Raw genomic sequence first — 25,668 nt, 5'->3', positions numbered from 1 at the left:
TCATGTCGACCCTGGCCCGCGACCTGACTCGGGAAGTCGACCACGTCTTCGCCCGCCTGATGGTCCGCGCGGCCGGGGACGGCAACGATCGCGCCTTCGCCGGCATGATCGCCACGCGCGCGGCCGGCGGCGGCGCCCTGCCCGCCTGGCTCGGGCTGGATCAGGCCGACTTCAAACGCCTCATGGCGCATCATTTCCCTGGCGTCTCGCCGGACGTGCTCGGTTCCTCCGATGGCGCCAGCCCGCTGCTGGGCAACCGCCTGGAGGAGCGCGAGGAGCTGATCGAACTGCTGCTGACCCATCGTGCCGGCCGTTCGCCGTCGGAAGCCTGGATGGCGCGCGTGGTCGCCAGCGGTTGCCTGGCCAACGATCATCTGTGGCACGATCTCGGACTCTGGAACCGCGCCGAGCTGACCGAGCTGATGCGGCGCAACTTCCCCGAGCTGGCGGCGCGCAACGTCCATGACATGAAGTGGAAACGCTTCCTCTACAAGCAACTGTGCGAGTCGGAGGGCATCTATGTCTGCCGTGCGCCATCCTGTGGGGTCTGTGTCGACTATGCGAACTGTTTTGGGCCTGAGGATTGACCGGGGCGCGAGTAGCGACGCCCGGTTACGTGATCGCGCCGTTGCGGCCTATCTGGGGCTGGCGATCGGTGATGCACTCGGGGCCACGGTCGAGTTCATGACCCCGCGCGAGATCCGCGAACACCATGGCATCCATCGCAACATCCTCGGCGGCGGCTGGCTCCGACTGCCCAAGGGGCGCGTGACCGACGACACCGAGATGAGTCTTGCGCTCGGGCGAGCGATCCTGGAGCGTGACGGACTCGACGCCCCGGCCATCGCCGAAGCCTTCAGCGACTGGATGCGCGGCAAGCCGGTCGACATCGGTCATACGGTCCGGCGCGGCATCAGTCTCTACCGGCGCACTGGAACGACCGAGGTTCCGGAGCACGAATACGATGCCGGCAACGGGGCCTGTATGCGCTGTCTGCCGGTCGCGCTCTACACGCTCGGCGCCGAACCCGAGGCGGTCGATCGAGCCAATCGGCTCCAGGCCCATGTCACCCATCACAACGCCCTGTCCGATCTCGGAACCCTCAGCGTCATCCGAATGACTCAGACCGCCCTGCTCGGCGGATCGCTGGAAGATTTGCGTCTGCTCGCCGATGCACTCGTCGAGGCGGAACCACGCTTTGCCTTCGACGGCGAGCGCCGTCAGGACAACCCCGGCGGTTATATCGTCGAGACCCTGCGCGCGGTCTTCCAAGCGCTGTTCGCCACGGATGGCTTTGAATCGGCCCTGATCGATGTGGTCAATCGAGGCGGCGATGCCGATACCACCGGCGCCATCCTCGGCATGATCGCCGGCGCCCTGTATGGATTCGAGGCCATTCCCCGGCGCTGGCTCAAAGCCCTGGATCGGGAGACGGCCCGACTCTGTCGCCGGCAGGCGCTGGAGCTATTGAGCAGATCCAAGCGATGAATCAGCCGCCCTCTCCCGCGAGTGGAGAGGGGCTTGCATCGGCTGATAGCGCGATGCCAGACGACGACCGAAGGTGCGCGCCGGATGCTCGACCAGGTGATGGCCCAGCAGGGCCAGCACCAGCACCGCGAGCGCACAGACGATGAAGGCCAGGACTCCCGGCAGCGCCAGGTCCGACCGTTCGTAGAGCCGCAGCACCAGGATATGGAACAGATAGACGCCATAGCTCAGGTTGCCCAGGAAGAAGGCCGACCGTCGAGCGCGTCCGTCCAGACCGCGCAACAGCCCCAGTAGCCCAAACAGCATCAGCCCATAGCCGATGGCGCACAGCAGGCTGAAATAGGACTTCAACCACAGATGAGCGCTGATCCCCGGATCGCCATGGCGCGCAAAGAAGAGTCCCAGGCTCAGCCAGAGCGCGAACCCGCCCGCCCCGGCGAGCATCGGCCACAGGCGTCGCCCTGAGTCGCTCCAGTGCTGATGCGCCACATGGACGAAGACCCCGATCAGGAACTGGATCAGGATGCCGGGCAGATGGACCCGCAGGATCGACAGCCAGTTCGGATCCGGACTCGCGAAGGACGTGGCTCCCAGCACGATCCCGAACCGCACGACACAAAAACCCCCGAACAGCGCCAGCACCACCCACAGCCGGCCCGCGACGATCAGCGCCAGCAGCGGCAGCAGCAGATAGTATTCGACCTCGACCGGCAGGCTCCAGTAGGCCGGATTGAAGAAGAAGGCTTCGTGCGCGCCGCTGGTGGTGCCGAGAAAGACCAGATGCCTGAGCAGATAGAGGAGCTTGTCGGGCGACTCGGGCGCGATCAGGTAGTACAGCGGCAGCGAGACCAGATAGAGCGGATAGAGACGGAAGACGCGCCGGATCGCATAGGGTCGGATCGCAAAGCCGCCCGACAGCAGCAACGGGGCGAACACGAAGCCGCTGATCACGAAGAACAGGTCGACTCCGGTCCAGAGAAACTTCAGAAAAGCTGGATCAGGCGTGAGCAGATGGGCGGCATGGGCCGTGAAGACCATCCAGGCGGCCAGGCCGCGGACCAGTTCGATGACGGGGTTCAGATCGGCTCCTCGACACTGTCGCGCTGTGGCGGTGTCTAGGCCGCCGTGGGTTCCGGTGTCGAGGATACCGCGAGCAGGTCCGCGATGTCGGCTTTCAGGATCTCGATGCCGCGTTTGTCGCAAAAACGACGTTCCTTGTCGGTCGGCTCCGGGATCAGCGCCCAGCCGGTCGGTGCGCCCGCCCCATAGGTCATATCCGAGAGCACCATGCGCTCGGTGTCGCGCAGAAGCCTCAGGCCGAGGAAGACATATTGTTTGCCGGCGCGCAACGTCTTGACGAAGCTCGGAATGGCGAATCCGCCCATCAGCTCGGTGATGTAATCGACATAGTCAGCGTCCGAGGCGATGTAGGTCGCGTCCGGGCGCGGGCTGCCCATGGGTTTGAACAGGATCGGGAGCGCCGGATCGACTTCGGCCTGATCGACCTCGGTATAGCGCTCGCCGTCATAGGCGTGGATGCGAAAACGATAGTCGGTGCCGCCGGTGCGGGCGATGCCCCGGACGAGGGTATGGGGGCGCCCGGCATAGCTGTCCTGGAGCTGGAGATCGCGGTTGATGTCGATCACATAGGGCGGTTGGATGTGCGCGAGCCAGTCGTGCAGCGGCGAGCGGGTCCAGGTGCGCTCGGCATAGGTCGTGTTCAGAAAGCGATGGATCGCGCCGCGACCGCGCTTGAGTTCGACGTTCATGGCCGCGCGCGAGAACTCCCACATCAGCCGCGTCGACATCGGCTGACCATTGTTCATGGCCAGGATCAGACTGTCGCTATCGGCGGGGATCGGCTCCCCGGTCTGCGGATCGACCGCACCGGCCAGGGCGCCCGCCCCCAGATAGGGCGCCAGATCGCCGCCGGCCAGACCGGCGGCGAGTGTTTCGAGGTTGACTGACATCTTCGTGACTTCCGATACAAGGAGGGTTGTTCACGAAGATGAAGCAAATAATCCGCCAACTATCCAGTGATCTTGCTCAATCGCGGAATTTACGTCCCGAGCCCGGACCGCGCTTGCCGCCGTCGTTGCTCTTGCCCGAGCTCGGCCGGCGCGGTGCATAGCCGTCGCGGTCACGGCGCTGGAAGTCGCCTCCGGCGCGCGGCGGTCTCGCCTCACGCTCGCGCGGCGGACCCGAGCGGTCGCGGCCCGAGTCACGGCGTCCTTCCCAGGCTCCGCCCCGCCCGGCTCCGGCGCTCTCATCGGCCGGCGTGATCCGCAGCGCCTGACCGCGCACATAGACACGCTTGAGATGCTGGAAGACCTCGTTCGGCATCCCCTTGGGCAGGTCGACGACCGAGTGATCGTCACGGATGTCGATGCGGCCGATATAGCGCCCTTCCAGGCCGGATTCGTTGGCGATGGCGCCGACGATCTCGCGCGGACTCACGCCGTGCTGATGGCCGACCTCGATGCGGTAGCTGGTCAGGTCGGCATCATCGCGGCGCGGTTGACCGCGTTCGGGGCGCTCCGGACGCTCCGAGCGTTCGGCCCGATCGAAACGCGGCCGGCGCTCGTCGCGATTCCCGTCGCGCTCCTCGAAACGCTCGCGGCGCGGCGGACGATCCTCCCAGCCGCCCTGACGCCGATCCCCATCGCGCCCGCGTCCACGCTCGCCGCGCTCGTCGAAGCGCTTGGGCGGGCGCGGCGGATCTTCCTTGACGTTCAACGGCCGCTCACGCTGATTGAGATAGGCCAGCGCGGCGGCGATGTCCAGCATCTCGATCTCCTGCTCCTGACTGATGCGGGCGAGCAGGCGATAGAAGAAATCCAGATCCTGTTCCGACTGGGCCTTACGGATCTCGTCGACGAAGCGGTCGATGCGCGACTCGCTGAGCGCGGCGGCCGAGGGCGGTTCCATCGACGGGATCGGACGCCGGATGACGCGCTCGATCGACTTGAGCAGCCCACGCTCGCGCGGCTCGACCAGCAGGATCGCCCGTCCGGCGCGTCCGGCGCGTCCGGTGCGACCGATACGGTGCACATAAGCCGAGGGATCGGTCGGGATGTCGTAGTTGACCACATGGCTGATGCGCTCGACGTCCAGACCGCGCGCGGCGACATCGGTGGCGACCAGCACATCGAGCTGACCCTGCTTGAGCCGCTCGACGGTGCGCTCGCGCATCTCCTGGTTCATGTCGCCATTGAGCGGCTCAGCGGCGAAACCGTGCGCCTTGAGCTTGTCGGCCAGTTCGGTCGTGGCGTTCTTGGTGCGCACGAAGATCAGCAGCCCGTCGAACGGCTCCAGCTCCATGATGCGGGTGAGCGCATCGAGCTTATGGAAGCGGGTGACGATGCAGTGATGCTGCTCGATGGTGTCGACCGTCTCGGAATTGGCGGCGATCTTGACCTCGACCGGATCGACCAGTCGCGTCTGAGCCACGCGCCGGATGGCCGGCGGCATGGTGGCCGAGAACAGCGCGACCTGACGTTCAGCAGGAGCCTGGTCGAAGATCCAGTCGATGTCCTCGGCGAAGCCCATGTTGAGCATCTCGTCGGCCTCGTCCAGCACCAGGGCGCGGATCGCGTCCAGCGCCAGGGTGCCGCGACGGATGTGGTCCATGACCCGCCCCGGCGTGCCGACGATCACCTGTGGATTGCGCTTGAGTTGCGAGAGTTGCAGCCCGTAGCCCTGACCGCCATAGATGGGCAGGACATTGAAGCCCTTGAGATCCGTGGCATAGCGCTGGAAGGCTTCGGCGACCTGGAGCGCCAGTTCGCGCGTGGGCGTGAGCACCAGCACCTGAGGTTTGCGCAGATCCGGATCGAGACGGCTGAGCATCGGCAGGGCGAAGGCCGCGGTCTTGCCGGTGCCGGTCTGGGCCTGGCCGAGCAGATCGCGACCGGCCAAGAGATGCGGGATACACTGGCTCTGGATCGCCGTCGGGGATTCGTAGCCGAGGTTCTGGACCGCTTGCGCGATCACGGGTGAAAGACCGAGCGCGTCGAAGCCGACGCTCGTTTCGTCTGGGGTATCCATGATGGAGGGGCCTCTCGGAGGGAGGTAAGGGCGAACCCTTGGAGAAGGCCGACCGGCCAGCCTAGAGGGGAGTCGCGGAATAACCGGGCATTATCAATAAAATCTCGCGACTACACAAGCTGGACTTTGGACAAAAACACGCTCCTTCCCAGCGCCCAGCAGGCCTTCTTGAAACGTGTCGTGGAGCCATAACTGGACGTAGGTCAGGCATATCGACGGCGACTTCCGCACCTTCGCCACCGATTGCGGCTCGGTCGAGTTCGCCGAAATCGCCGAACGGTACTTGTCGGCCCAGGGCTATGAACCCTATCCTTGCGCGACGGAAGACGAGGCCCACGGACTCTGGACGCGCGCTGAACGGGTCGCCTCTTCCATGACAGACTGCCCGATTTCGAGCACCGCGACACCGGGCGCTATCTCGACGACAGGATGTGATGTTGTACTGTGCAGGATATGAACACGGATATCGAGACTTTCGCCGACGCACTCGTCGACATGATCCGGGCGCGCTATGCGACCCGGGACTTCATCCCGCTCCATGCCCCGCGCTTTACGGATCGTGATCGCGCCTGCGTGCCCATGCACACCTGCGGCCATCCGGTCCGGCCCGACGCCCTGGCCGAACACCATGCCGTCTGGTTCGCGACCCGGGATCGCGTCTTCATCCGCGAGCCGGACGGCGCCCGGTCCAACTACTGGCTCAATGCCTTCCCGACCCGCGATCTCGAAGAGCGTGATCCGCTGATGCGACAGTCGCCTCGACGACTCGATCCGGCACAGGCTTTGTCGTCCCGATGAGCCTGTGGTTACAACGCGCCCGCTCGCGCCTGCTGGTGTTCCTGCATGACATGCTGATGATCCCGGCGGCCTGGGGTCTGGCCTACTGGATGCGCTTCAACCTGGGCTATGTGCCGCCGGAGTTCATCGAGGAGGCCGTCGACACCCTGCCGCTGGTGGTGCTGGTGATGGGCCCTGTCTACTGGGCCTTCGGCCTCTATCGGGGCGTGTGGCGCTTCGCCTCGCTGAACGACCTGGTGCGCATCGCCCTGGCGGTGCTGGTCGGCACCACGCTGCTGCTGTTCGTGCTGTTCGCGCTCAACCGCATGGCCTATGTGCCGCGCTCGCTGCCGGTGCTGTTCGTGATCTTCCAGCTGATGCTGCTGGCCGGGCCGCGGCTGCTCTATCGCTGGCTGAAGGATCGGCGGCTGGACTTCAGCGGCGGCCGGCGGGTGCTGATCGTCGGCGCCGGACGTGCCGGCGAGATGCTGGTGCGCGACCTGTTGCGCGATCGGCAGTGCGGCTATGTGCCCGTGGCCTTCGTCGACGACAAACCGCATCGTCAGGGCGGCGTGGTGCACGGCGTCCCGATCCGGGGCACGGCGGACGACATTCCGCGTCTGGTCGAACTGTTCGGCATCGATGTCATCCTGCTGGCGGCGCCCAGTGCCTCGGCGCACCAGATGCAGCGACTGGTCGAACTGTGCGAGACGGCCGGACGCCCGTTTCGCACCGTGCCCCAGACCAAGGAGCTGATGGCCGGGCGCGTGGCGGTCAATCAGCTCCGGGCGGTCTCGATCGAGGATCTATTGGGGCGCGATCCCGTGACCCTGGACTGGGACGCGGTCGAACGGGGGCTGGCCGGGCGCGTGATCCTGGTCAGCGGGGCGGGTGGTTCGATCGGCTCGGAACTCTGTCGTCAACTGGCCCGCTGTCGCCCCAGCCGACTCATCCTGATCGACCACAGCGAATACAACCTCTATCGTATCGAGACCGAGTTGCTGGATGGACCCGAGCCGCCGCCCTTGTCGCGTCATCTGATCGATGTCGCCAATGCGACGGCGCTCGATCGGCTCTTTGCACGGCAGCGTCCGGACGTGGTCTTCCATGCCGCGGCCTACAAGCACGTTCCGCTGTTGCAGGATCAGGTGCTGGCGGCGCTCGCCAACAATGTACTGGGGACGCGCACCATCGCCGCCGCCGCCGACGCCTGGGGCTGCGAGCGTTTCGTGCTGATCTCGACCGACAAGGCGGTCAATCCGACCAATGTGATGGGCGCGACCAAGCGTTTCGCCGAGCTGATCTGTCAGGATGTGCAGCGGCGCTCGGCCTGTCGCTTCATGACGGTGCGCTTCGGCAATGTGCTGGGGTCGGCCGGGAGCGTGGTGCCGCGTTTCCAGCAGCAGATCGAGCGCGGCGGGCCGCTGACCGTGACCCATCCCGAGATCGAGCGCTTCTTCATGACCATTCCGGAGGCCTGTCAGCTCATCATGCAGGCGGCCGTGATCGGTCGGGGCGGCGAGACCTTCGTGCTCGACATGGGCGAGCCGGTGAAGATCCGCTATCTGGCCGAGCAGATGATCCGGCTGTCCGGACGCGAACCCGAACGCGACATTCGCATCGAATACACAGGCCTGCGTCCGGGTGAGAAGCTGTACGAGGAGCTGTTCTATCCGACCGAGGGTTTCGCCGATACGCCGCATCCACGCATCCACATCGCGCGCTGTGCCGAGACCCTGGAGACCGGCGTGCTCGCGACGGCGCTCAGTGAGCTGGAAGACGCACTGAACGCACAGAACGAGCACAGCGCCATGGCGCTGCTGACGCGCTTGGTTCCCATTGGGGCCGCCGACGATCGAGCGCTCGATCATTGACGGACCGATCTCTGTGGGCTCCGGAGATCCCGGATTTCAGGGTTTGGCAAGACGGCTGAGACCGGTTATCTTCGCGCGACCATGGAGACACTCCTTCGCGTCACCGATCTCAGCCGCGACTTCGGACGCCATTCGGCCCTGTCCGGCGTCGATCTGTGCCTGGAGCGCGGGCAGGTACTGGGGTTGCTCGGGCCGAACGGGGCGGGCAAGACCACCTGTCTGCGGCTCCTGAGCGGACTGCTCGCCCCAACCTCGGGCCGCATCGAGATCCTCGGTCTCGATCTGGTGCGCCGACCGCTGGCGGCCAAACGCCATCTGGGCTATCTGCCCGAGCGCCCGCCGCTCCATCCCGAACTGCGGGTCGACGAATATCTGACCCATTGCGCCCATCTGCACCGTCTGCCCCGACGCGCCATCCCCGAGGCCATCGCCACCGCCAAACAGCGCTGCGGCCTGGAGGATCAGGGCCGGCGGCTGATCGCCAAACTCTCCCGAGGCTACCGCCAGCGGCTCGGTCTGGCCCAGGCGATCCTGCACCGCCCGCCGCTCCTGATCCTCGACGAGCCGACCGAGGGACTCGACCCGGTGCAGATGCGCGAACTGCGCGGACTCATCCGCGATCTGGCGCAGGACAGCGGCATCATCCTCTCCAGCCATCTGTTGCCCGAGGTCCAGTCGGTGTGCGATCGGGTGATGATCCTGCATCAGGGACGGGTGCGCTTCGATGCCGAGACACGCACGGCACGTCCGACCAATCTCTGGCGGGTGCGTCTGGGCGGCGAGACCCATGTCATGCATCTGAACGATCTGGCGCCGGTCGCCGGCGCGCTCGCCATCGGGCCGAATCAGTTCCAGGTCGATCTGCGCGCCGAGGCGACTTCGGCCGATCTGGCGCGCGCCATCCTGCTGGCGGGTCTGGAACTGTTCGAGCTGACGCCCGAGCGCAGTGATCTGGAGCGAACCTTCTTCGATCTCATCGGCGCGGAGGAACACGCATGATCGGGACCATCGCCGCGCGCGAGATCCGCAGCGGACTGGTGACGCCGCTGCTCTGGGTGCTGCTGGGCGTGGGGCAGGTGGTCCTGGCCTGGATCTTCCTCCAGGTCGTCGAGGACTTCAGCGCTCTGGATGCCGGGGAGCGTTCGGCCTCGCTCACCCAGGAGCTGTGTGTGAACCTGTTCGGATTCGCCGCCGTGCTCGCCATGTTCGCCGCGCCGCTGCTGGCCATGCGGATGCTGAGCGCGGAGTTTCGCGACGGCGGCTATGACCTGCTCGCCGCCGCTCCGGCCCGCCTGATCGAGATCCTGCTCGGCAAGTTCATCGCACTGGCGGTCCTGATCACCCCGCTCTGTCTGCTGCCGGCGGCCAATCTGGCGCTCTTGAGCGGCGCGGCCACGCTCGATCTCGGTCAGGTCGCGGCGGCTACCCTGGGTCTGTGGCTCGCGGCCCTGTTCTTCGGCGCCATTGGCCTCCAAGCCTCCAGTCTCACCGAACAGCCGGGCGCGGCGGTGTTGATCGCCTTCGGCCTCCTGCTGCTGTTCTCGATCATCGGACGCGCCGAGTCGCTCACCGCCCAGACGCTCTCGCTCTTCGGCTGGCTGTCCTGGAACGAGCATCTGTTCCGCTTCCTGCTCGGGGCCGTGCGTCTGAGCGACCTGGCTTATTTCCTCTTCTTCACGGGCTTCTTCCTGGCCCTGGCCCACCGGCATCTGGCCAATCGGCGACTGCAATGAAGACGCGCGCACAGGCGATCCGAGTCCTCGTCCACCGCTTCGAGCGCGCGCTCGCCGACACGCTCTTCGCCCTTCTGCTGCTGGGCTGTGTCGTCACCGCCGGCTGGCTGGTGGCGCGACACGACCGGATTTGGGACTGGACCCAGTCCGAGAGCCATCGGCTGACCCGCGAGAGCCGCGCCATCCTCGAACGGCTGGAGGCGCCACTGCGTCTGACCGTCTTCGCCGATCCGCAGACACCGCTGGCCAGGATGATCGGCCAACTCCTGGAGCGTTACGCGCACGAATATCCCGAGTTGGAGATCCGCTATCTGGATCCGCGACGCTTCCCCGAGCAGGCACGCGAGGCCGAGGTCTCGCTCCAGGGTCAGATCCTGCTCGAATACCGGGGGCGACGCGAAACCCTGGCCGAGATCGGCGAGCGGTCGATCTCGGCGGCCATCGCGCGCCTGACCCGTCCGCGCCATGCCTGGGTGGCGATCATCGAGGGGCATGGCGAGCGCGCCATCGCGGGTGAGCGCGACACGGATCTGGGCCGGCTGGGACGCGAGCTGCTCGAACTAGGCCTGATCGCGCGTCCGCTGGATCTGGCCACCACCAGCGCCGTCCCGGACAACACGCGGCTGGTGGTGCTCAGCCAGCCCCGACTGCCGCTTTTTCCCGGCGAGATCGAGGCGTTGATCGACTTCCTCGATCGCGGCGGTCATCTGCTGTGGCTGATGGACCCTGGTCCGCCGAGCGGTCTCGAACCCCTGCTGGAGCATCTGGGTCTCGCCGTCCTGCCCGGCCAGGTGGTCGATCCCGAAGCCGAGCGGCTCGGATTCGGGACGACCGCCGCAGCGGTGATCGACGACTATGCACCGCACCCGCTGACCGAAGGGCTCGCTGCACCGGCGCTGCTGCCCGGCGCCCTGGCCTTCGAGACCCAGGTCGCGCCGGGCTGGGCGCTGGCGACCTATCTGACCAGCCGCGCCGAGAGCTGGAACGAGACCGGCACACTCAGCGGCCCGCTCACGCGCGACGAGGTGATCGGCGAGCGCGCCGGTCCATTGCCGGTCGTGCTGGCGCTCACGCGCACGCTCCCCGAGCGCGAGCGTGAGCAGCGTCTGGTGGCGGTGGGCGACGGTGATTTGCTGTCCAACGCCCAGTTCGGTCTTCAGGGCAATCGCGCGCTCGGTCTGGCGCTGCTGCGCTGGCTGAGCGAGGGCGAGGATCTGCCCGAACTCCCGCCCCCGCCGACGGCGGCCGAGCCGTTGGAGTTGGACGAACGGCACCGGACCCTGATCGGTCTGGGGGCGCTGGTGCTGCTGCCGGGCGTGTTCCTGATCGGCGGTCTGGGGATGCGCTGGTGGCGCTGGAGGGGCCGATGAGCGGACGCTGGCTGGTCAATGGGGCATTGGCGATCCTCCTGGTCGCGCTCGGTCTGCTGATCCGCGCCGAACTCCAGCGCGCGCACGTCGTCCCGACCCTGACCGATCTGGCCGCCGCCGATCTCTATCGCGTCGAGATCGATCGGACGGGCGAGCCGACTATCACCCTGCTTCAGACCGCGATCGGCTGGCGTCTGGAGACGCCCTTCCAGGTGGACGCTGACAACGGTCGCGTCACTCAATTGCTCGGTCTGTTGGAGGCCCCGGTCGAACGCAGCTTCCCGGCTCAGACTGTCGACCTGCGCGAACTCGGACTCTCGCCGGCGCGGCTCCGACTGCGTCTGGACGCACGTGAACTCCAGTTCGGCGATACGGACCCGGTCGGTCGGATGCGCTATGTCGCAGGCGAGGGACTGGTGCATCTGATCCAGGATCGCTTCCATCATCTGCTGATCGCGCCGCCCATCCACTATGTCTCGCCGCAACTGGTGCCGCGCGGATTCGGGCCGGTCTTCGGGCGGCTGGGCGGCATCCCGCTCACACCCGAGACCCTGAACGATCTGGTGGGTCTGCACGCCGAGCGCGTCGAGATCCTGGCCGAGACGCCGAGCGGCGAGCCGGTCGCGCTCAAGTCGGCTGATGGGACCACGCTGCGCTTCCTGATCTCGGAAGACCGGCGCCGCTGGGCGCGGCTCGACCAGCGGCTGCTCTATGTCCTGACCGATGCGCCCGAGCTGACGCTCGATCCGAACGCGGTCGACCCCACGCCGCCGGAGCCTCAACCCGAAGCCTCCATACCGTCCCCGTTCGGCGGATCACCCGCGTCCGTACAAAGCCCGTCCATACCGCCGGTCATGGACTCGCCACCGTTCGGACCGACGATGGATCCAGCCCCATCGGACGAACCGATGGCGTCCGATGCCTTCGCTCAGCCGGACGAGCCCTTTGCGGCGACTCCGGAACGCCTCGTTCCGGCCGATGGGCTGACGGGCAAACCGCCCGTGGTCCGCCTGACCCCGGACGGCCAAGCCATACCCGTCGAGGTTCCGGACGCCGAACCGGCCAGCTCCGAGTTTCCACTACCGGGCGAGCCGGACAAGATCGCACCCAGCGGTTTCGGTCAGGATCCCTTCGCGCCCGATCCGGCCATGTACAGCGATCCAGCCAACTGATGCCGGAATTACCCGAGGTCGAGACCACGCTGCGCGGCATCCGGCCCCATCTGGAAGGTCGCCGAATCGCACGCCTGATCGTGCGCAATCCGCGTCTGCGCCAGCCGATCCCGCCCGAGATGCCCGAACGGGTCGCCGGTCAAACGATCCGCTCCCTGAGACGGCGGAGCAAATATCTGTTGATCGGGCTGGAGCACGGCAGCCTGCTGGTGCATCTGGGCATGTCGGGCAGTCTGCGCGTCGTCACGGCCGGGAGTCCGCCCCGAACTCACGATCATCTCGATCTGATACTCTCGGACGGCGGAATCCTGCGCTTTCACGATCCGCGCCGGTTCGGGATCTTTCTCTGGATATCGATGTCGCCCGAGATCGCGCTCGTCGAGCATCCGCTGTTGTGCAGGCTGGGACCGGAACCGCTGGAGAACGACTTCACCGGCGAACATCTCTATCGTTCGAGCCGCTCACGCCGGGTCGCCGTCAAGTCGTTCATCATGGACTCGGCGGTCGTGGTGGGTGTCGGCAACATCTACGCCAGTGAATCGCTGTTTCTCGCCGGTCTGCATCCGGCGCGCGCCTGCAACCGGATCGATCAGGGCGGCTACGAACGCCTGGCCGAGACGATCCGACTGGTGCTCAGGGCATCCATCGAGCAGGGCGGCACCACGCTGCGCGACTTCGTCAACGAGTCCGGTGCTCCGGGCTATTTCGCTCAGTCGCTGCGGGTCTATGGGCGCGCGGGCGAATCCTGCCGGATCTGCGGCACACTCATCCGGCAGCAGAAGATCGGACAGCGATCGAGTTTCCATTGTCCGCACTGTCAGCCACAAGCGATCGACGCCGGATCAGCCGCATTCTTCGATGAGGAGTGAATAGACCATGTCCAAACACAGATCCCGAATCCTCGCCCTGTCGCTGGGCGCCCTGCTCTCCCTACCGCTGCTGGCTCAGGCGAGCGAGAACACGGCGCAGACCGAACAAGCCACACCTGCCGGCAAGATCCTCGGCACGCGCCAATCGGTCCACCCGGACTGGTTCAAGGACAGCTTCCTCGACATCGACGAGGACATCGACGAAGCGACACAGCGCGGCAAGCATGTGATCCTGCTGCTGGAGATGAACGGCTGCCCCTATTGCGCGCGCATGGTCGAGGAGAACTTCGCTCAGGCGCCCTATCGCGACTTCATCCAGGAGAAATTCGACGTCATCGTGCTCAATGTCCAGGGCGATCGCGAGGTGGCGCTGGATGCCGAGACCAGCCTGCCCGAAAAGGAGGTCGCCCGTCAGCTCGGGGTGCGTTACACCCCAACCGTCATCTTCCTGAACGCCGGCGGCGAGCCGGTCGCGCGGGTCGATGGCTATCGCAACGCCACGGACTTCAAGCGCGTGCTCGATTATGTGGCCACGCGCGCCTACGAAAAGCAGACCCTGGCCGAGTTCATCGCGGCCGACGGCGCGAGCGATTACGGTTTCCGCCCGCATCCGCGCCTCCAGTCCATCACGGACCTGAGCACGGTCAAGGATCAGCCGCTCGCCGTGCTGTTCGAGGATGCCCAGTGCGCGGCGGCCTGCAACGCCCTGCACGACGGTCATCTGGCCGCCCCCGAGGTCGATGCCGCCCTGGCGCCTTTCGTCCTGGTCCGGCTCGACGCACAGGCCGACACGCCCATAACCACGCCCGACGGACGCCAGACCACTGCGCGCGCCTTCGCCGACGAGCTGGACGTCGACTACCGCCCAACCCTGGTGCTCTATGACCAGGGTCGTGAGATCGCCCGTATCGCCAACGAGCTCTACCGCTATCACTTCATCGGAATTCTGGAATACGTCGGCCAGCGGCACTATCAAACGTATCCGGACAGCCCCTTTGATTACATCAACGCCAAGACCGCCGAACGGCTCGCGGCCGGTCAGGACGTCCATATCGCCGACGATTGAAGTCAACTTTTGACAACGACCCTCATGATCTGAAACAATCCGTTAGCCAACGCTAATATACATTTCGGATAAACGAGGTATCGATGTACAGCAGTTTCAACCCGGAGCGACCCGTGGGCCTCATGGATTTCGTGGCCTCGGCCAAATCGCGCATTCAGGAGATCGCGCCCGAGGCGTTGAGCCAGACGCTCGACGCGCGGCGGTCGGATCCTCTGATCGTCGACGTGCGCGAGTCCTCCGAACACGAGCAGGGACATATCGAAGGCGCCCTGCTCGTGCCGCGCGGCATCCTGGAGGCTGCGGCCGATCCCGCCTACTCCAAGCACATGCCGGAACTGGCAGCAGCGCGTGAGCGCCCGGTCGTGCTCTATTGCGCCACGGGCGGACGCTCGGCCATGGGCGCCGCCGTCCTGCAAATGATGGGCTACAAGGATGTCCTGAGTCTGGCCGGCGGTTTCGCCGGCTGGGAGTCCGCCGGCCTGCCCGTCAAGCGCGAGGCGCGCTACGTCTGATCCGACGCGGGCGCGATGTCCTGAGGCGTCTTCAGGGCCTCGCGCACGCGGCGCGCCTGTTCGAGCGCGTGCCCATCGTCGAGCGGTCCGGTATAGACCTTGGGCAGGCCCTCCGGGCGACGACGAAAGCGCTTGTAGGGCCAGAGATACTGCTCGGGACAGACGCGCACGCACTGCTCGATGCCGCGATTGAGTGCCGCGGCCGCCACGCCGTCGTCCTCGCTGTCGATGCCCTCGGGGGCCGGTAGACAGTGGATGACGAACCCGCTCCCGTCGGCCAGCCGCTCGGCGAACAGGAAGATCACGGGCGCGCCGGTGCGCCGCGCCAGACGGTTGACCAGTAGCATGCTGAAGGCCGGTATCCCGAAGAAGGGCGCAAAGACCGCTCCCTTGTCCGCTTTCGGCTCCTGATCGGGCAGGATGCCGACGCAATCCCCCCGCTCCAGCGCCTCGACCAGCACCCGGATTCCGCGCGCCGTGATGGGCGCCAGATCCGCGCCGGTGCGCGCGCGCGACTCGCGGATCAGATCGTCGAGATAGCGCTGCGGCTTGTAGAAGATGGCCGTGCGTCCCTGGGCCGCCAGATAGAGTCCGGCCAGCTCCCAGGCGCCATGATGGGGTGAGAGCACGATCAGGCCCTGCCCCGGCCGGCGTTCGAGCCATTCGGCCCCGCGCACCTCGCGCACCAGCGACAGGACATGATCGACCGGCCGCAGCCAGAGATAAGCGATCTCCAGATAGGTCTTGCCGAACTCGCCGAGATTGCGGTCGCGCAGACGCCGCTGTTCTTCAGCCGTCAGTTCCGGAAAGCAGAGCGCGATGTTGAGCAGCGCATTGCGTCGCTGCCGATTCGGCCAGCGCGCCACGATCCAGCCCACGACGGCGCCCAGCCGATGAATCAGCGGCAACGGCAGATGCGCCATCATCCGCATCAGCCCACGCAATCCACGCTCCTTGAGCGCCTGTCCGGGACGTGACACATCCCCGGCCCCCTTACCCTGGTTGGAGTCCCGCTTCGCTTGGCGAGTCAAGGCAATCGCTCCCACCGCTCCCTCGAAATCCGAGTGGCGCGGTTTGTTTTCATCGATTCAATAGATAAATTCAAGTCACCCGCCAGGGTGCTCGTGATGACAGACGGCGTGCAATGGTTACACTGAAGACTCGGCTCCAGACGGTCCACTGACCGGCATGAGCCGGCACGGCACGATAACAACCAGACGATCACCAACCACCAAAACGAGGCCTCACACCATATGAGCACCACGACCGAAGACCTGCCGACCGGCCTCTCGCCCCGCGAAGCCTTCGAAATGATCGAATCCCATCCGCAGGCCATCCTGGTCGATATCCGCTCGTCCATGGAGTTCCTGTTCGTCGGGCACCCCAAGGGCGCAGTCCATGTCCCCTGGATCGACGAACCCGACTGGGTGGTCAACCCCGACTTCGTCACCGAGATCCGCAAGCTGGTGCTCGGCGGCGCGGTCTGCGAGCAGCGCCAGGGCTGCGCACCGATCATCCTCATCTGCCGCAGCGGCAAGCGCTCGCTGGAAGCCGGCCGGGCCTTGATCCGCGAGGGCTTCAAGTCGGTGTTCCACATCGACGAGGGATTCGAGGGCGAACTCGACGAGCAGCACCATCGCAGCACCCTCGGCGGTTGGCGTTTCCACGGACTGCCCTGGGAACAGTGCTAGCCCGACCGCGTCCGGTCCGGACTCAGGCCGGACGCGGCCTGAGCCGTTCGGCCTGTCGCTCCTCGGTCTCGCGCCGGCAGCGGGCGAGTCCCTGGAGCTGACGCACGACCTCGCGCGCAGCGCTCAGATTGTGCGGCGTGGGATCGGCGAAGAGTTGGTGCAGTTCCTTGTCGAGCGCCGCGCCGCGCTCGGCCAGACGGGTCAGCACCTCGGACAGGGCCGCGCCCGGATCGGAACGGTTGGTGGCCGCGACCAGAGCCTCCTGGCGCTCCATCTCCTCGACGAGCGTGGTGCTCGCCGGGTCGTCGTCGCCGCCGGTCTCGGTCCCCTCCACGCCATAGAGCCGGAAGAGATACTCGGCACGCGCCAGCGGCTCGGTCAGTGTCTGATAGGCCAGATCGATGCGTGCCAGCGAACGGGTGGTCTCGTCTTCCTCGTCGCTGAGGAAGTCGGCCCGCACCGCGCGCACCAGGGCGCGATAGCGCTCGGCCAGCACCCCGGAGTCGAGCGCGAAGCCGACCGGCAGGTCGAAGAGTTCGAAGTAGTTTTTCTGTGAGTTCAACACGGCTCGTGCCGTCGCCGGATCATCCGGACCAAAGGTGCTCAGGCGCCGAGGCGAATCCGCTGGACGTCGAGCTTGACGTCGACCGCCGCGCAGGTGGTCGGCGGACGCTGCCCCAGGCTGTCGCGCTGGTCGACCAGGGTCTGAAGATCGATCTGGTTGAGGTAATCGTAGATACGATCGCTCAGGTCGTGCCAGAGATCGTGGGTCAGACAGGGTCCGTTGTTCTGACAGTTGTGTGCCCCGCCGCAGCGGGTCGTGTCCACGCTCTCGTCGACGGCGCCGATCACCTCGGCGACATGGATCTCGGCCGGCGTTCGGGCCAGATTGTAGCCGCCGCCCGGACCGCGCACGCTCGTCACCAGTCCGCGCTTGCGCAGCTTGGCGAAGAGTTGTTCGAGATAGGAGAGCGAGATCCCCTGCCGCTGGGCGATGTCGGCCAGGGCGATCGGACCCTGCCCCTGATGGATGGCCAGATCCAGCATCGCGGTGACGGCATAGCGGCCTTTGGTCGTCAGTCTCACGGGCAACCTCTCTTGCGTGACGTACGTGCGGCATCATACGTTACCCAAGCAGGACGATCAATTATCCCCTAGCGCCTGTCGGGTCATCCGTCGGCGGGCTATCCGATCGGGTGAGGTCGGGCTGGGTCGCCGGCTCGATCGCCACGGCGTCCAGATCGCCATCGTGGTCGAAGTGCGTCATGAGTCCATGCCGCTCCAGGATGCGCGACATGGATTCGAGCCGCTGGTCCATGTGGTGGATGTGATCGAGCATCCGGTTGATGGCATTGGCGACTGGGTCGGGCGCGTCGCGCGTGGCGCCATAGGCGTCGAAGCCGATGCGCTTGGCGGTGTCGGCGCGGCGGCGTGTGGTCGCGTCGCGCTCGGGCTCGATGATGCGTCCGGGTACGCCGACGGCGGTCGCCCCGGCCGGGACCGATTTGACCACCACCGCATTGGAGCCGATGCGCGCCCCGTCGCCGATCTCGATCGGGCCGAGCACCTTGGCCCCGGCGCCGACCACCACGTCACGCCCGAGCGTCGGATGACGCTTGCCCTTCTGCCAGCTCGTCCCGCCGAGGGTGACGCCGTGATAGAGCGTGCAGTCGTCGCCGATGACGGCCGTCTCGCCGATGACCACGCCCATGCCATGGTCGATGAAGAAGCGCCGCCCGATCACCGCGCCCGGATGGATCTCGATGCCGGTGAACAGGCGCGCGACGTTCGAGAGCAGTCGCGCTGGCCACTTGAAGTCGCGCCGCCAGAGCCGATGGGCGAGGCGGTGCACCATGACGGCGTGCAGCCCCGGATAGGTGGTGAGGATCTCGAAGGCGTTGCGCGCGGCTGGGTCACGGTCGAAGACGCAGAGGATGTCTTCTCGGATGCGATCGAACATGGATGTCCCGATACCTCGTGGGTTCAATCCGGTTGCGGGGCCTCGTCCGAACGGGCGAAGCGTTCAGGGGTCTTGCGCCCCTGGGCGGCGCTGAGGATGCCGCGCAGGATGTTGAGTTCGACCCGGTCGGGCCGGGCGCGGTTGAAGAGGCGGCGCAGGCGGCGGGTGAGCGTGCGCGACTGCTCGGGGTCGCTGAAGCCGATCCGGACCAGCGTCTCGGTCAGATGGGTGTAGAAACCTTCCATCGCCTCGGCGGTGGCCAGGTCGCGCGGGGTCTCGGTCAGTCGCTCACCGGCTGCCAGACGGGCCGCGCGGCGGATCTCATAGGCAAGCACTTGGGCGGCGGCGGCGACGTTGAGCGAACTGAAGTCCGGGTTGGTCGGGATATGGACCAGGAAGTGACAGCGCGCCAACTCGTCGTTGGTCAGGCCGGAACTCTCGCGTCCCAGCATCAGGGCCACCTCGCCCTCGCCGGCCTCGGCGAGCAGACGCGCCGCGCACTCGGGCGGCTCCAGCAGCGGCCACTCGATCGAGCGCAGCCGCGCGCTGGCGCCGACGACCAGCCGGCAGCCGGCCAGGGCATCGGTCAGATTCTCGTGGATGCCGGCGCGTTCGAGCAGGTCATCGGCCCCGGAGGCACGGGCCAGGGCCTCGGCGTCGGGCCGCTGACGCGGGGCGACCAGCTCCAGGCGCGACAACCCCATAGTCTTCATCGCTCGCGCCACCGCGCCGATGTTGCCGCTGTGTGTCGTCTCGACCAGCACGAAACGGATTCGCGCCAGCGACTCGGTCATTTGGTCTATCATGGGCGACTCAATCATCAAGTCTCTCGCTGTTTCGATCCGACTATGATACAGCGACCGTCCCGGATATCCCGCAACCGATGCACCCAAGCCTCAATATCGCCATCCGTGCCGCCCGCAGTGCCGGCAAGATCATCCTGCGTTTCTCCGACCGGGTCGATCAGCTCAAGGTCGAGACCAAGAGCCGCAACGACTTCGTCAGCGACGTCGACCGCGCCGCCGAGGCGGCCATCGTCCAGGAGCTGCGCGGGCGCTTCCCCAGCCACGCCATCCTGGCCGAGGAGAGCGGCGAGCAGGCCGGCAAGAGCGACTTCCAGTGGATCATCGACCCGCTCGACGGCACCACCAACTATTTGCACGGCTTTCCGCAGTTCGCCGTCTCCATCGCCCTGCTGCACAAGGGGCAGCTCGAATGCGGCGTGGTCTATGATCCGCTGCGCGAGGAGCTGTTCACCGCCGCGCGCGGTCAGGGCGCTCAGCTCAACGATCGCAAGATCCGGGTGGCCAATCGTCAGTCGCTCGACGGGGCGCTGATCGGCACCGGCTTTCCGTTCCGCGACCAGCGCCACATCGACGCCTATCTCGGCATGTTCAAGGCCATGACCCTGGCCACGGCCGGACTGCGCCGTCCCGGCTCGGCCTCGCTCGATCTGGCCTATGTGGCGGCCGGGCGCACGGATGGGTTCTGGGAGCTGGGACTCTCGCCCTGGGACTGCGCGGCGGGTGCGCTGCTCATCAAGGAGGCGGGCGGCACCGTGACCGATCTGGCAGGCGGTGAACGCTTCCTCGACACCGGCAATCTGGTCGCCGGCAATCTGCGGGTGCATCGCGCCATGCTGGACCTGATCCAGCCGTGTCTGAACGATCAGCTCAAGGCTTGAGCCAGACACTCCAGCTTCGTCTTGCTCCCGTTCATACACCACGCAGGAACTCACCATGTCCGCACTCTTCTCCAGCTTCAAGCTCAAGGACATCACGCTGCGTAACCGCATCGCCGTCCCGCCGATGTGCCAGTACAGTGCCGAGAACGGCCTCACCAACGATTGGCATCAAGTCCATTACGCGAGTCTGGCGCGCGGTGGAGCCGGGCTGGTGATCGTCGAGGCGACCGCCGTGGCCCCGGAGGGTCGCATCACCCCGGCGTGCCTCGGACTCTGGAACGAGACACAGGCTGAAGGCTTGGCGCGCATCGCAGCCACGATCAAGGCCAGTGGCGCGGTTCCGGGGATTCAGATCGGCCATGCCGGACGCAAGGCCAGCGCCAATCGCCCTTGGGATGGCGATGACCACATCCCCGAAGGGGATCCGCGTGGCTGGACACCGCTGGCACCATCGGCCATTGCCTTCGGCGCCAATCTGCCGCGCGTACCCAAGGCTATGAGCCAAGAAGAGATCGACCGCGTTCGTGGCGACTTCGTGGCCGCCGCCAAACGTGCCTGCGAGGCCGGATTCGAGTGGCTCGAACTGCACTTTGCCCACGGCTATTTGGGACAAAGCTTCTTCTCCGTCCACTCCAACCAGCGTACCGACGATTACGGCGGCGACGCTGCCGGACGCGGCCGTTTCCTGCGCGAGACCCTGGCGGCCGTGCGTGAGGTCTGGCCGGAACGCCTGCCGCTGACGGCCCGCTTCGGCGTCATCGAGTTCGACGGACGCGACGAGGAGACGCTCGCCGAGTCGATCGAACTGGTGCGCGACTGGCGGCGTGGCGGTCTGGATCTGCTGAGCGTCAGCGTCGGGTTTTCCACGCCCACCGCCCAGATCCCCTGGGGACCGGCGTTTCTGGCCCCCATCGCCGAGCGCGTTCGCCGGGAAGCCGAGCTGCCGGTCGCTTCGGCCTGGGGCATCGATGCGCCCGCGACCTGCAACCGCGTCATCGAGCAGCAACAGATGGATCTGGTGATGGTCGGACGCGCGCATCTGGCCAATCCGCACTGGCCCTATCAGGCGGCCCTGGCGCTGAACGAAGACAAGGCGTCCTGGGTATTGCCGGCACCCTATGCGCACTGGCTGGAGAAGTATCGGCCGAGTGCTTGAGTCGCGCGGGTGAGGCGGGCGACACGGACTGTCCGCCTCATCGAAAACCACAAAGCTTGTCACTTCCTGCCCCACTTGCGACACAGCAGCGGCGTGAAATGGGCGACGACGGAAGACGGTGCCGCGCACTCGCCATGCGTTCGCTGACCGTCTCCGACCGTACCGCCCACTCAATCGCAAGAGGTGCCTCACTGATGGCCAGCCTGAACGAATTGCGTGCGCATTCCCCTTCTTAGGCGAAGCCAACAGGGCGTCAAGCACGCCGCGCGCTTTTGCGCGCATGTTCCTCGGTGCCCTGGGATTGCACATAGGCGCGCACTGTTTCCAGGGAGGCATCGCCGACGCTGGCGACAAAATAGGCCCGGTGCCAGAACAGCGGCTTGCGATAGAACCCCGCCAGGTGTTCGCCGAAGCGGTTGCGCGCCCGCCGGGCGCTCGCCGTCTTGAGGTTGTTGATCAGCACCGAGATGTCCAGCGCCGGATGGATGTCGATGAGCAGATGCACATGGTCGGCCTCGCCGCCGAACTCCAGGAGCCGACATCGCCAGCCGGCCAGGATTTCCGCGAAGGCCGATTCCAGGTACGCCAGTAGCTCCGGGTTCAGGGTCGGACGCCGGTACTTGGTCACGAAAACGACATGCAGCTTAAGGTTAAAAACGGCGTGAGAGCTTGATCTGTTGGCGTTATCCATCTTGCGGCCTAATGCGTTTTGGGGGTATTATAGCCGACATGGACGGCTTTCGCTTTCGCTGCTATCCCACCGAAGACCAGGCGCAGATTTTGCGCCAGTGGATCGGCTGCCAGCGCTTCATCTACAACGCCAAGGTGGGCGAGGACCGCTATTTCCGCCGCTTTGCCGCGTCGGCGCTCGCCCTCACCGGCACGCCGATCCCGATCGATCAGACCTACGCCCAGTTCAAGACCGACCTGACGCCGTTTCTGGCCGACGTGCCGGCTGTGGTCTTGCGCAACGGGGCGGTCCGCTGGAAGCAGGCCTACCAGCGCTTTTTCAAAGGGCTTGGCGGTCGGCCCACGATCAAGACCCGCCATGGCCGTCAATCGGTGTGGCTGACGCGCGAACTGTTCGCGTTCGAGCCGATCGAGGCGGCTCCCGGCCACTACCGGCTCCTGATCGGCTGTGGCAAGTTCCCCGTCGGCAAACTGGCCTTCACCGCGCACCGCGCCTTTGAGCCGCCGGCCTCGCTGCACATCAGTCTCGACGCGGGACGCTGGCATGTCAGCTTTTCCAATGAGACCGCCACGGAGACGCCAAGCGAGACGGCCATCGCTGAACGCTTGCAGCGGTTGCCGATCGATCAACTCCAGGCGGCCACCGTGGGCCTGGATCGCGGCGTGGCCACGCCGGTGATGACCAGCGACGGGCAGCGCCTCGTCGCCTCCCCGGCACAGCAACAGCGTCTGGCCCAAAAGGAGCGTCGCCGCAAACGCTGGCAGCGCAAGCTCGCCCGGCGCCGCCAAGGCGGCCAAAACCACGCCAAGGCCCGTGCGCAGGTCGCGCGCACCTACCGCTACGCCTCGGACGTGCGCCGGGATCTGGCGCACAAGGCGACGCGCGTGCTGGTCGATGACCCGCGCTATCAGGTCTACGCCCTTGAGGCGCTGCGCGTGCAGTCGATGACCCGGCGGGCTACGCCCAAGCCCGATCCCGAACGCCCTGGGCACTATCTACCGAACAACGCCAAGGCCAAATCCGGCCTCAACCGCTCGATCCTCGCCTCCGGCTGGGGACAGTTCAAAACGATCCTCCACTACAAGGCCGCCCGTGCTGGCAAGCTGGTGGTGGAGGTGCCGCCCGCCTATTCCTCGCAGGAATGCGCCCGCTGTGGGCACATTCACCCGGACAACCGCCCCAGTCAGGCGCGGTTTGTCTGCCAAGCCTGCGCCCATCACGCCCACGCCGACCACAATGCCGCGCAGGTCATCGCGGCGCGCGGCGCACGATTGGTGGCAGACGGACAGGTGGTCGAAAAACCCAAGAAACGCTGTGCGCTCAAGCGCACGACGGTAGGTCCGGGAGAGGCCGAACCGGCGGGATTGATCCCGCAAACGCCTGTTGAGAACGCGCTCAGACGCGGTCGTGGTAACACGACCGCGCCGCGTTCGACGAAGCAGGAACCCCGTGCTACAAGCCAAAGGCTTTAGCGGTGGGAGACTTCATCGCGCCCGCTCTTGTACTGACGCCCCATCAAGCCGCTGGCATCGAGCACCAGGCCGACCCGCGCACGCAGTCCCTGCAATCCCTGCTTCCCCAGACTCAGCCGCGCCGTCTTCACCAGACTGACCAGTTGCGGTGCCTGCTGTTCGACGCGCTTTTCGAGCGACAGCCGCGCCGGTTCCGGTGCCGGCGGGGGTGCAGCTGGTGTCGGCTCGGCCACCTCACCGCCGAAGTGAAGCACCAGGGCATCCAGACCGCCGTTGAACCGTCGCTCATCACAAACGACGCCACATCCCCTATCATCGTTGTTCCCTGCGTCACGCTTGCCGGCCCCTGTCGCGCAAAGACCGAAAACAACGATGAAAAGCCAGGTGTTGTACAAAATCGCGACCGTGTTGGTGCTGACGACGCTTTGGCTGAGTGATGCCCTGTCCGCCCCCCTGGTGCTGGAGGATCGCCCCCAAGGCCAGCGCACCGAGGGCTATCTCTCCGTGTTGCGCGACCCCGGCGGTCGACTGGACTTCGACCAGATACGCGAACGCCCCTTCACGCCGCTCGCGGGACAAGCCGGCTTTGGATTCACCCGTGATGTGATCTGGCTGAAGCTCGACGTGCACGAGCACGCCGGGGCCTTGAAGCCGGGCGACGGCCACTGGTGGCTGGAGGTGGCTCTGCCGTCACTGGACGATCTGCGTCTCTATGTCCCGGAGACCGATGGCCGTTACCGGATGACGCGCTCGGGCGATCACCAACCCTTTGCCGAGCGCCCGCTCGCACATCGACTGTTCCTCTTTCCGCTCGAACTGCCCGGTCCCGGCACCTACAGCCTCTATCTGCGCGTGGCGACCGGCGACAGCCTGGCGGTTCCCGTCAGGCTGTGGGGGCCGCAGTCGTTACGCGAGCGCATGGCGCATGAAAACCTCTGGCTGGGCATCAGCTACGGTCTCATCCTCGGGATGCTGATCTACAACGCGGTTCTCTGGAGTGTGTTGCGCGATTCGCTCTATGGCGTCTATGTGCTCGCCGGCCTGACCTCGCTGGTGGTCATTCTCGAACTCAACGGCCACGCCTACCAGTACCTCTGGCCGACGAATCTCTGGCTGGCCGATTACCAGCATGTCCTGATGCCCGCGCTGCATTTCATCGCCCTGTCCTGGTGGGCGCGTCGCTTTCTCGATATGCCCGGACAGACGCCGTGGCTCGATCTTGCATTGCGCGGGATCATGCTGGCCGCGCTGGGCATGATCGCCCTGGCGATCGCCGGCCAATACACGCTGGGGAATCAACTGGCGTTCTGGGTCGGCACCACCATGACGCTGCTGGTCTTCGTCGCGACGCTGCGCGTTCTGTGGCGCGGTTATCGACCGGCGCGGTTGTTCCTGCTCGCCCAGTTCGCCCCGCTGGCCGGCGCGCTCGTCACCCTGGCACGTGCGCTCGGGATCGCCCCGGATGCACTCTGGACCGAGCATGCGTTCCAGATGGGCGTGTCACTGGAAGTGATGCTGTTCTCGCTCGCCCTGGCACAGCGGATCGAATTGCTGCGGCAGGAGAAGCAGCAGGCCCAGCAGCGGGCCGAGACCGATCCGCTGACCGGACTGTTCAACCGCGATGGGCTGTCGCGAAGGGTCGAGGAGCTACGGGATCGACAGATCCCCCATGCGCTGATGGTCGTGGACCTCGACCGCTTCAAGCCGGTCAACGACCAACTGGGGCATGAGGCCGGCGATGCCGTGTTGATCGCGGTCGCCGAGCGGATGCAGGCTCTGGTACGCGCCGAGGGCGATATCGTGGCGCGTATCGGCGGGGATGAGTTCGTGCTGGTCCTGCGGGGCGTCACCCAGCCGACCGACGCCGGAGCCGTGGCGTCGAAACTGCTGACGAGTCTGGCCGCCGCCATACCGACGCCAGCCGGCGAGGCCCGCATCGGCGCGAGTATCGGCATCGCCCTGGCGCCCAGGGATGGGCATCACTTCGCCCGCCTGTTGCAAGTCGCCGACCAGGCCATGTATCGATCGAAGCAGGACGGCCGCAACCGCTGGTATTACGGCGGCGACCGCCATGGCCACCCGGTCGAGCCTCCAGCCGCCGGCTGA

Annotated in this window: 26 protein-coding genes; 16 read left to right on the top strand and 10 right to left on the bottom strand. The window is 66.2% G+C overall.

All coding sequences use genetic code 11. From position 1 onward, the window contains the following. Positions 1–2: 2 nt before the first annotated feature. Both HW932_RS09485 and draG read left to right on the top strand, forming a co-directional pair. Positions 3–587, top strand: a complete 585-nt coding sequence (locus HW932_RS09485) for a nitrogen fixation protein NifQ (protein WP_176976249.1) — start codon at positions 3–5, stop codon at positions 585–587. Continuing rightward, positions 559–1,488: an ADP-ribosyl-[dinitrogen reductase] hydrolase gene (draG, locus tag HW932_RS09480; RefSeq protein WP_176976248.1), complete on the top strand. Its 930-nt coding sequence runs from the start codon at positions 559–561 to the stop codon at positions 1,486–1,488. Before HW932_RS09485 ends, draG begins: the two co-directional genes overlap by 29 nt. On the opposite strand, the gene HW932_RS09475 is transcribed toward draG, so the two are convergent. From HW932_RS09475 to HW932_RS09465, 3 genes are all read right to left on the bottom strand, one after another. Beyond that, entirely contained in the window at positions 1,465–2,691 is a 1,227-nt protein-coding gene (locus tag HW932_RS09475) for an acyltransferase family protein (RefSeq protein WP_281358199.1), read from the bottom strand. The genes draG and HW932_RS09475 overlap by 24 nt on opposite strands. Further along, complete coding sequence (locus tag HW932_RS09470; RefSeq protein ID WP_176976246.1) at positions 2,604–3,458, bottom strand: SIR2 family protein; 855 nt, start codon at positions 3,456–3,458, stop codon at positions 2,604–2,606. The genes HW932_RS09475 and HW932_RS09470 overlap by 88 nt, the downstream gene beginning before the upstream one ends. A 76-nt stretch (positions 3,459–3,534) precedes the next feature. Beyond that, positions 3,535–5,535, bottom strand: coding sequence for a DEAD/DEAH box helicase (locus HW932_RS09465; protein WP_176976245.1), 2,001 nt, complete (start codon positions 5,533–5,535; stop codon positions 3,535–3,537). Between the two features lie 453 nt (positions 5,536–5,988). Between HW932_RS09465 and HW932_RS09460 the strand changes: the two genes are divergently transcribed. The 9 genes from HW932_RS09460 (at position 5,989) to HW932_RS09420 (ending at position 14,908) form a co-directional block, all read left to right on the top strand. Next, complete coding sequence (locus HW932_RS09460; RefSeq protein ID WP_176976244.1) at positions 5,989–6,333, top strand: hypothetical protein; 345 nt, start codon at positions 5,989–5,991, stop codon at positions 6,331–6,333. Further along, positions 6,330–8,186, top strand: coding sequence for a nucleoside-diphosphate sugar epimerase/dehydratase (locus HW932_RS09455; RefSeq protein ID WP_176976243.1), 1,857 nt, complete (start codon positions 6,330–6,332; stop codon positions 8,184–8,186). Before HW932_RS09460 ends, HW932_RS09455 begins: the two co-directional genes overlap by 4 nt. Before the next feature lie 81 nt (positions 8,187–8,267). After that, the gene (locus HW932_RS09450) at positions 8,268–9,185 is read left to right on the top strand and encodes an ABC transporter ATP-binding protein (RefSeq protein ID WP_176976242.1); all 918 of its coding nucleotides are present in this window, start codon (positions 8,268–8,270) and stop codon (positions 9,183–9,185) included. Further along, a complete protein-coding gene (locus HW932_RS09445) occupies positions 9,182–9,919 on the top strand; it encodes an ABC transporter permease (protein ID WP_176976241.1) in 738 nt (245 codons plus the stop codon). Before HW932_RS09450 ends, HW932_RS09445 begins: the two co-directional genes overlap by 4 nt. Continuing rightward, a complete protein-coding gene (locus tag HW932_RS09440; RefSeq protein WP_176976240.1) occupies positions 9,916–11,289 on the top strand; it encodes a GldG family protein in 1,374 nt (457 codons plus the stop codon). Before HW932_RS09445 ends, HW932_RS09440 begins: the two co-directional genes overlap by 4 nt. Continuing rightward, positions 11,286–12,461 (top strand): DUF4340 domain-containing protein, encoded by a 1,176-nt coding sequence (locus tag HW932_RS09435; protein WP_176976239.1) that lies wholly within the window; start codon positions 11,286–11,288, stop codon positions 12,459–12,461. The genes HW932_RS09440 and HW932_RS09435 overlap by 4 nt, the downstream gene beginning before the upstream one ends. Beyond that, a complete protein-coding gene (gene mutM, locus HW932_RS09430; protein WP_176976238.1) occupies positions 12,461–13,330 on the top strand; it encodes a bifunctional DNA-formamidopyrimidine glycosylase/DNA-(apurinic or apyrimidinic site) lyase in 870 nt (289 codons plus the stop codon). Before HW932_RS09435 ends, mutM begins: the two co-directional genes overlap by 1 nt. A 7-nt stretch (positions 13,331–13,337) precedes the next feature. Further along, positions 13,338–14,396, top strand: coding sequence for a thioredoxin family protein (locus HW932_RS09425; protein WP_176976237.1), 1,059 nt, complete (start codon positions 13,338–13,340; stop codon positions 14,394–14,396). Between the two features lie 83 nt (positions 14,397–14,479). Then, entirely contained in the window at positions 14,480–14,908 is a 429-nt protein-coding gene (locus HW932_RS09420) for a rhodanese-like domain-containing protein (RefSeq protein WP_176976236.1), read from the top strand. On the opposite strand, the gene HW932_RS09415 is transcribed toward HW932_RS09420, so the two are convergent. Continuing rightward, on the bottom strand, positions 14,899–15,840 hold the full coding sequence (locus HW932_RS09415; RefSeq protein ID WP_222932302.1) for a lysophospholipid acyltransferase family protein: 942 nt from the start codon (positions 15,838–15,840) through the stop codon (positions 14,899–14,901). The genes HW932_RS09420 and HW932_RS09415 overlap by 10 nt on opposite strands. A gap of 321 nt (positions 15,841–16,161) precedes the next feature. On the opposite strand from HW932_RS09415, the gene HW932_RS09410 reads away from it, so the two are divergent. Continuing rightward, positions 16,162–16,599: a rhodanese-like domain-containing protein gene (locus tag HW932_RS09410; protein ID WP_176976234.1), complete on the top strand. Its 438-nt coding sequence runs from the start codon at positions 16,162–16,164 to the stop codon at positions 16,597–16,599. A 22-nt stretch (positions 16,600–16,621) separates the two neighbouring features. Here HW932_RS09410 and HW932_RS09405 read toward each other — a convergent pair whose 3' ends face one another. From HW932_RS09405 to HW932_RS09390, 4 genes are all read right to left on the bottom strand, one after another. Continuing rightward, complete coding sequence (locus HW932_RS09405) at positions 16,622–17,164, bottom strand: iron-sulfur cluster co-chaperone HscB C-terminal domain-containing protein (protein WP_343047138.1); 543 nt, start codon at positions 17,162–17,164, stop codon at positions 16,622–16,624. A 38-nt stretch (positions 17,165–17,202) separates the two neighbouring features. Next, the gene (gene iscR / locus HW932_RS09400; protein WP_176976232.1) at positions 17,203–17,685 is read right to left on the bottom strand and encodes a Fe-S cluster assembly transcriptional regulator IscR; all 483 of its coding nucleotides are present in this window, start codon (positions 17,683–17,685) and stop codon (positions 17,203–17,205) included. A 61-nt stretch (positions 17,686–17,746) separates the two neighbouring features. Then, positions 17,747–18,559 (bottom strand): serine O-acetyltransferase, encoded by an 813-nt coding sequence (cysE, locus tag HW932_RS09395; protein WP_176976231.1) that lies wholly within the window; start codon positions 18,557–18,559, stop codon positions 17,747–17,749. A 23-nt stretch (positions 18,560–18,582) separates the two neighbouring features. Beyond that, complete coding sequence (locus HW932_RS09390; RefSeq protein ID WP_246296747.1) at positions 18,583–19,365, bottom strand: RNA methyltransferase; 783 nt, start codon at positions 19,363–19,365, stop codon at positions 18,583–18,585. 77 nt (positions 19,366–19,442) lie between these two features. On the opposite strand from HW932_RS09390, the gene HW932_RS09385 reads away from it, so the two are divergent. Beyond that, the gene (locus HW932_RS09385) at positions 19,443–20,243 is read left to right on the top strand and encodes an inositol monophosphatase family protein (RefSeq protein ID WP_176976230.1); all 801 of its coding nucleotides are present in this window, start codon (positions 19,443–19,445) and stop codon (positions 20,241–20,243) included. Positions 20,244–20,298: 55 nt separating this feature from the next. After that, positions 20,299–21,399, top strand: a complete 1,101-nt coding sequence (locus HW932_RS09380) for an NADH:flavin oxidoreductase/NADH oxidase (RefSeq protein WP_176976229.1) — start codon at positions 20,299–20,301, stop codon at positions 21,397–21,399. A gap of 253 nt (positions 21,400–21,652) precedes the next feature. Here HW932_RS09380 and tnpA read toward each other — a convergent pair whose 3' ends face one another. After that, a complete protein-coding gene (gene tnpA, locus HW932_RS09375; protein ID WP_176976228.1) occupies positions 21,653–22,090 on the bottom strand; it encodes an IS200/IS605 family transposase in 438 nt (145 codons plus the stop codon). A gap of 38 nt (positions 22,091–22,128) precedes the next feature. On the opposite strand from tnpA, the gene HW932_RS09370 reads away from it, so the two are divergent. After that, a complete protein-coding gene (locus HW932_RS09370) occupies positions 22,129–23,562 on the top strand; it encodes an RNA-guided endonuclease InsQ/TnpB family protein (protein ID WP_176976227.1) in 1,434 nt (477 codons plus the stop codon). Here the strand turns inward: HW932_RS09370 and HW932_RS09365 are convergent. Further along, entirely contained in the window at positions 23,559–23,816 is a 258-nt protein-coding gene (locus tag HW932_RS09365; RefSeq protein WP_176976226.1) for a hypothetical protein, read from the bottom strand. The genes HW932_RS09370 and HW932_RS09365 overlap by 4 nt on opposite strands. Before the next feature lie 130 nt (positions 23,817–23,946). On the opposite strand from HW932_RS09365, the gene HW932_RS09360 reads away from it, so the two are divergent. After that, positions 23,947–25,668, top strand: coding sequence for a 7TM diverse intracellular signaling domain-containing protein (locus HW932_RS09360; protein ID WP_343047133.1), 1,722 nt, complete (start codon positions 23,947–23,949; stop codon positions 25,666–25,668).

This window comes from Allochromatium humboldtianum, from assembly GCF_013385175.1.
Classification (GTDB): domain Bacteria; phylum Pseudomonadota; class Gammaproteobacteria; order Chromatiales; family Chromatiaceae; genus Thermochromatium; species Thermochromatium humboldtianum.
This window is presented reverse-complemented; position numbering and strand designations above follow the sequence as displayed.

Excerpts from the sequence above, each read along its gene's own strand:
- tnpA (WP_176976228.1), bottom strand. The coding sequence starts at position 22,090 with ATGGATAACGCCAACAGATCAAGCTCTCACGCCGTTTTTAACCTTAAG.
- HW932_RS09470 (WP_176976246.1), bottom strand. The coding sequence starts at position 3,458 with ATGTCAGTCAACCTCGAAACACTCGCCGCCGGTCTGGCCGGCGGCGAT.
- HW932_RS09445 (WP_176976241.1), top strand. The coding sequence starts at position 9,182 with ATGATCGGGACCATCGCCGCGCGCGAGATCCGCAGCGGACTGGTGACG.
- HW932_RS09440 (WP_176976240.1), top strand. The coding sequence starts at position 9,916 with ATGAAGACGCGCGCACAGGCGATCCGAGTCCTCGTCCACCGCTTCGAG.
- HW932_RS09415 (WP_222932302.1), bottom strand. The coding sequence starts at position 15,840 with ATGCGGATGATGGCGCATCTGCCGTTGCCGCTGATTCATCGGCTGGGC.
- HW932_RS09450 (WP_176976242.1), top strand. The coding sequence starts at position 8,268 with ATGGAGACACTCCTTCGCGTCACCGATCTCAGCCGCGACTTCGGACGC.
- HW932_RS09465 (WP_176976245.1), bottom strand. The coding sequence starts at position 5,535 with ATGGATACCCCAGACGAAACGAGCGTCGGCTTCGACGCGCTCGGTCTT.
- HW932_RS09455 (WP_176976243.1), top strand. The coding sequence starts at position 6,330 with ATGAGCCTGTGGTTACAACGCGCCCGCTCGCGCCTGCTGGTGTTCCTG.
- HW932_RS09410 (WP_176976234.1), top strand. The coding sequence starts at position 16,162 with ATGAGCACCACGACCGAAGACCTGCCGACCGGCCTCTCGCCCCGCGAA.
- mutM (WP_176976238.1), top strand. The coding sequence starts at position 12,461 with ATGCCGGAATTACCCGAGGTCGAGACCACGCTGCGCGGCATCCGGCCC.
- HW932_RS09385 (WP_176976230.1), top strand. The coding sequence starts at position 19,443 with ATGCACCCAAGCCTCAATATCGCCATCCGTGCCGCCCGCAGTGCCGGC.
- HW932_RS09460 (WP_176976244.1), top strand. The coding sequence starts at position 5,989 with ATGAACACGGATATCGAGACTTTCGCCGACGCACTCGTCGACATGATC.
- HW932_RS09380 (WP_176976229.1), top strand. The coding sequence starts at position 20,299 with ATGTCCGCACTCTTCTCCAGCTTCAAGCTCAAGGACATCACGCTGCGT.
- HW932_RS09420 (WP_176976236.1), top strand. The coding sequence starts at position 14,480 with ATGTACAGCAGTTTCAACCCGGAGCGACCCGTGGGCCTCATGGATTTC.
- HW932_RS09485 (WP_176976249.1), top strand. The coding sequence starts at position 3 with ATGTCGACCCTGGCCCGCGACCTGACTCGGGAAGTCGACCACGTCTTC.
- HW932_RS09435 (WP_176976239.1), top strand. The coding sequence starts at position 11,286 with ATGAGCGGACGCTGGCTGGTCAATGGGGCATTGGCGATCCTCCTGGTC.
- HW932_RS09370 (WP_176976227.1), top strand. The coding sequence starts at position 22,129 with ATGGACGGCTTTCGCTTTCGCTGCTATCCCACCGAAGACCAGGCGCAG.
- cysE (WP_176976231.1), bottom strand. The coding sequence starts at position 18,559 with ATGTTCGATCGCATCCGAGAAGACATCCTCTGCGTCTTCGACCGTGAC.
- draG (WP_176976248.1), top strand. The coding sequence starts at position 559 with ATGCGAACTGTTTTGGGCCTGAGGATTGACCGGGGCGCGAGTAGCGAC.
- HW932_RS09425 (WP_176976237.1), top strand. The coding sequence starts at position 13,338 with ATGTCCAAACACAGATCCCGAATCCTCGCCCTGTCGCTGGGCGCCCTG.
- HW932_RS09390 (WP_246296747.1), bottom strand. The coding sequence starts at position 19,365 with ATGATAGACCAAATGACCGAGTCGCTGGCGCGAATCCGTTTCGTGCTG.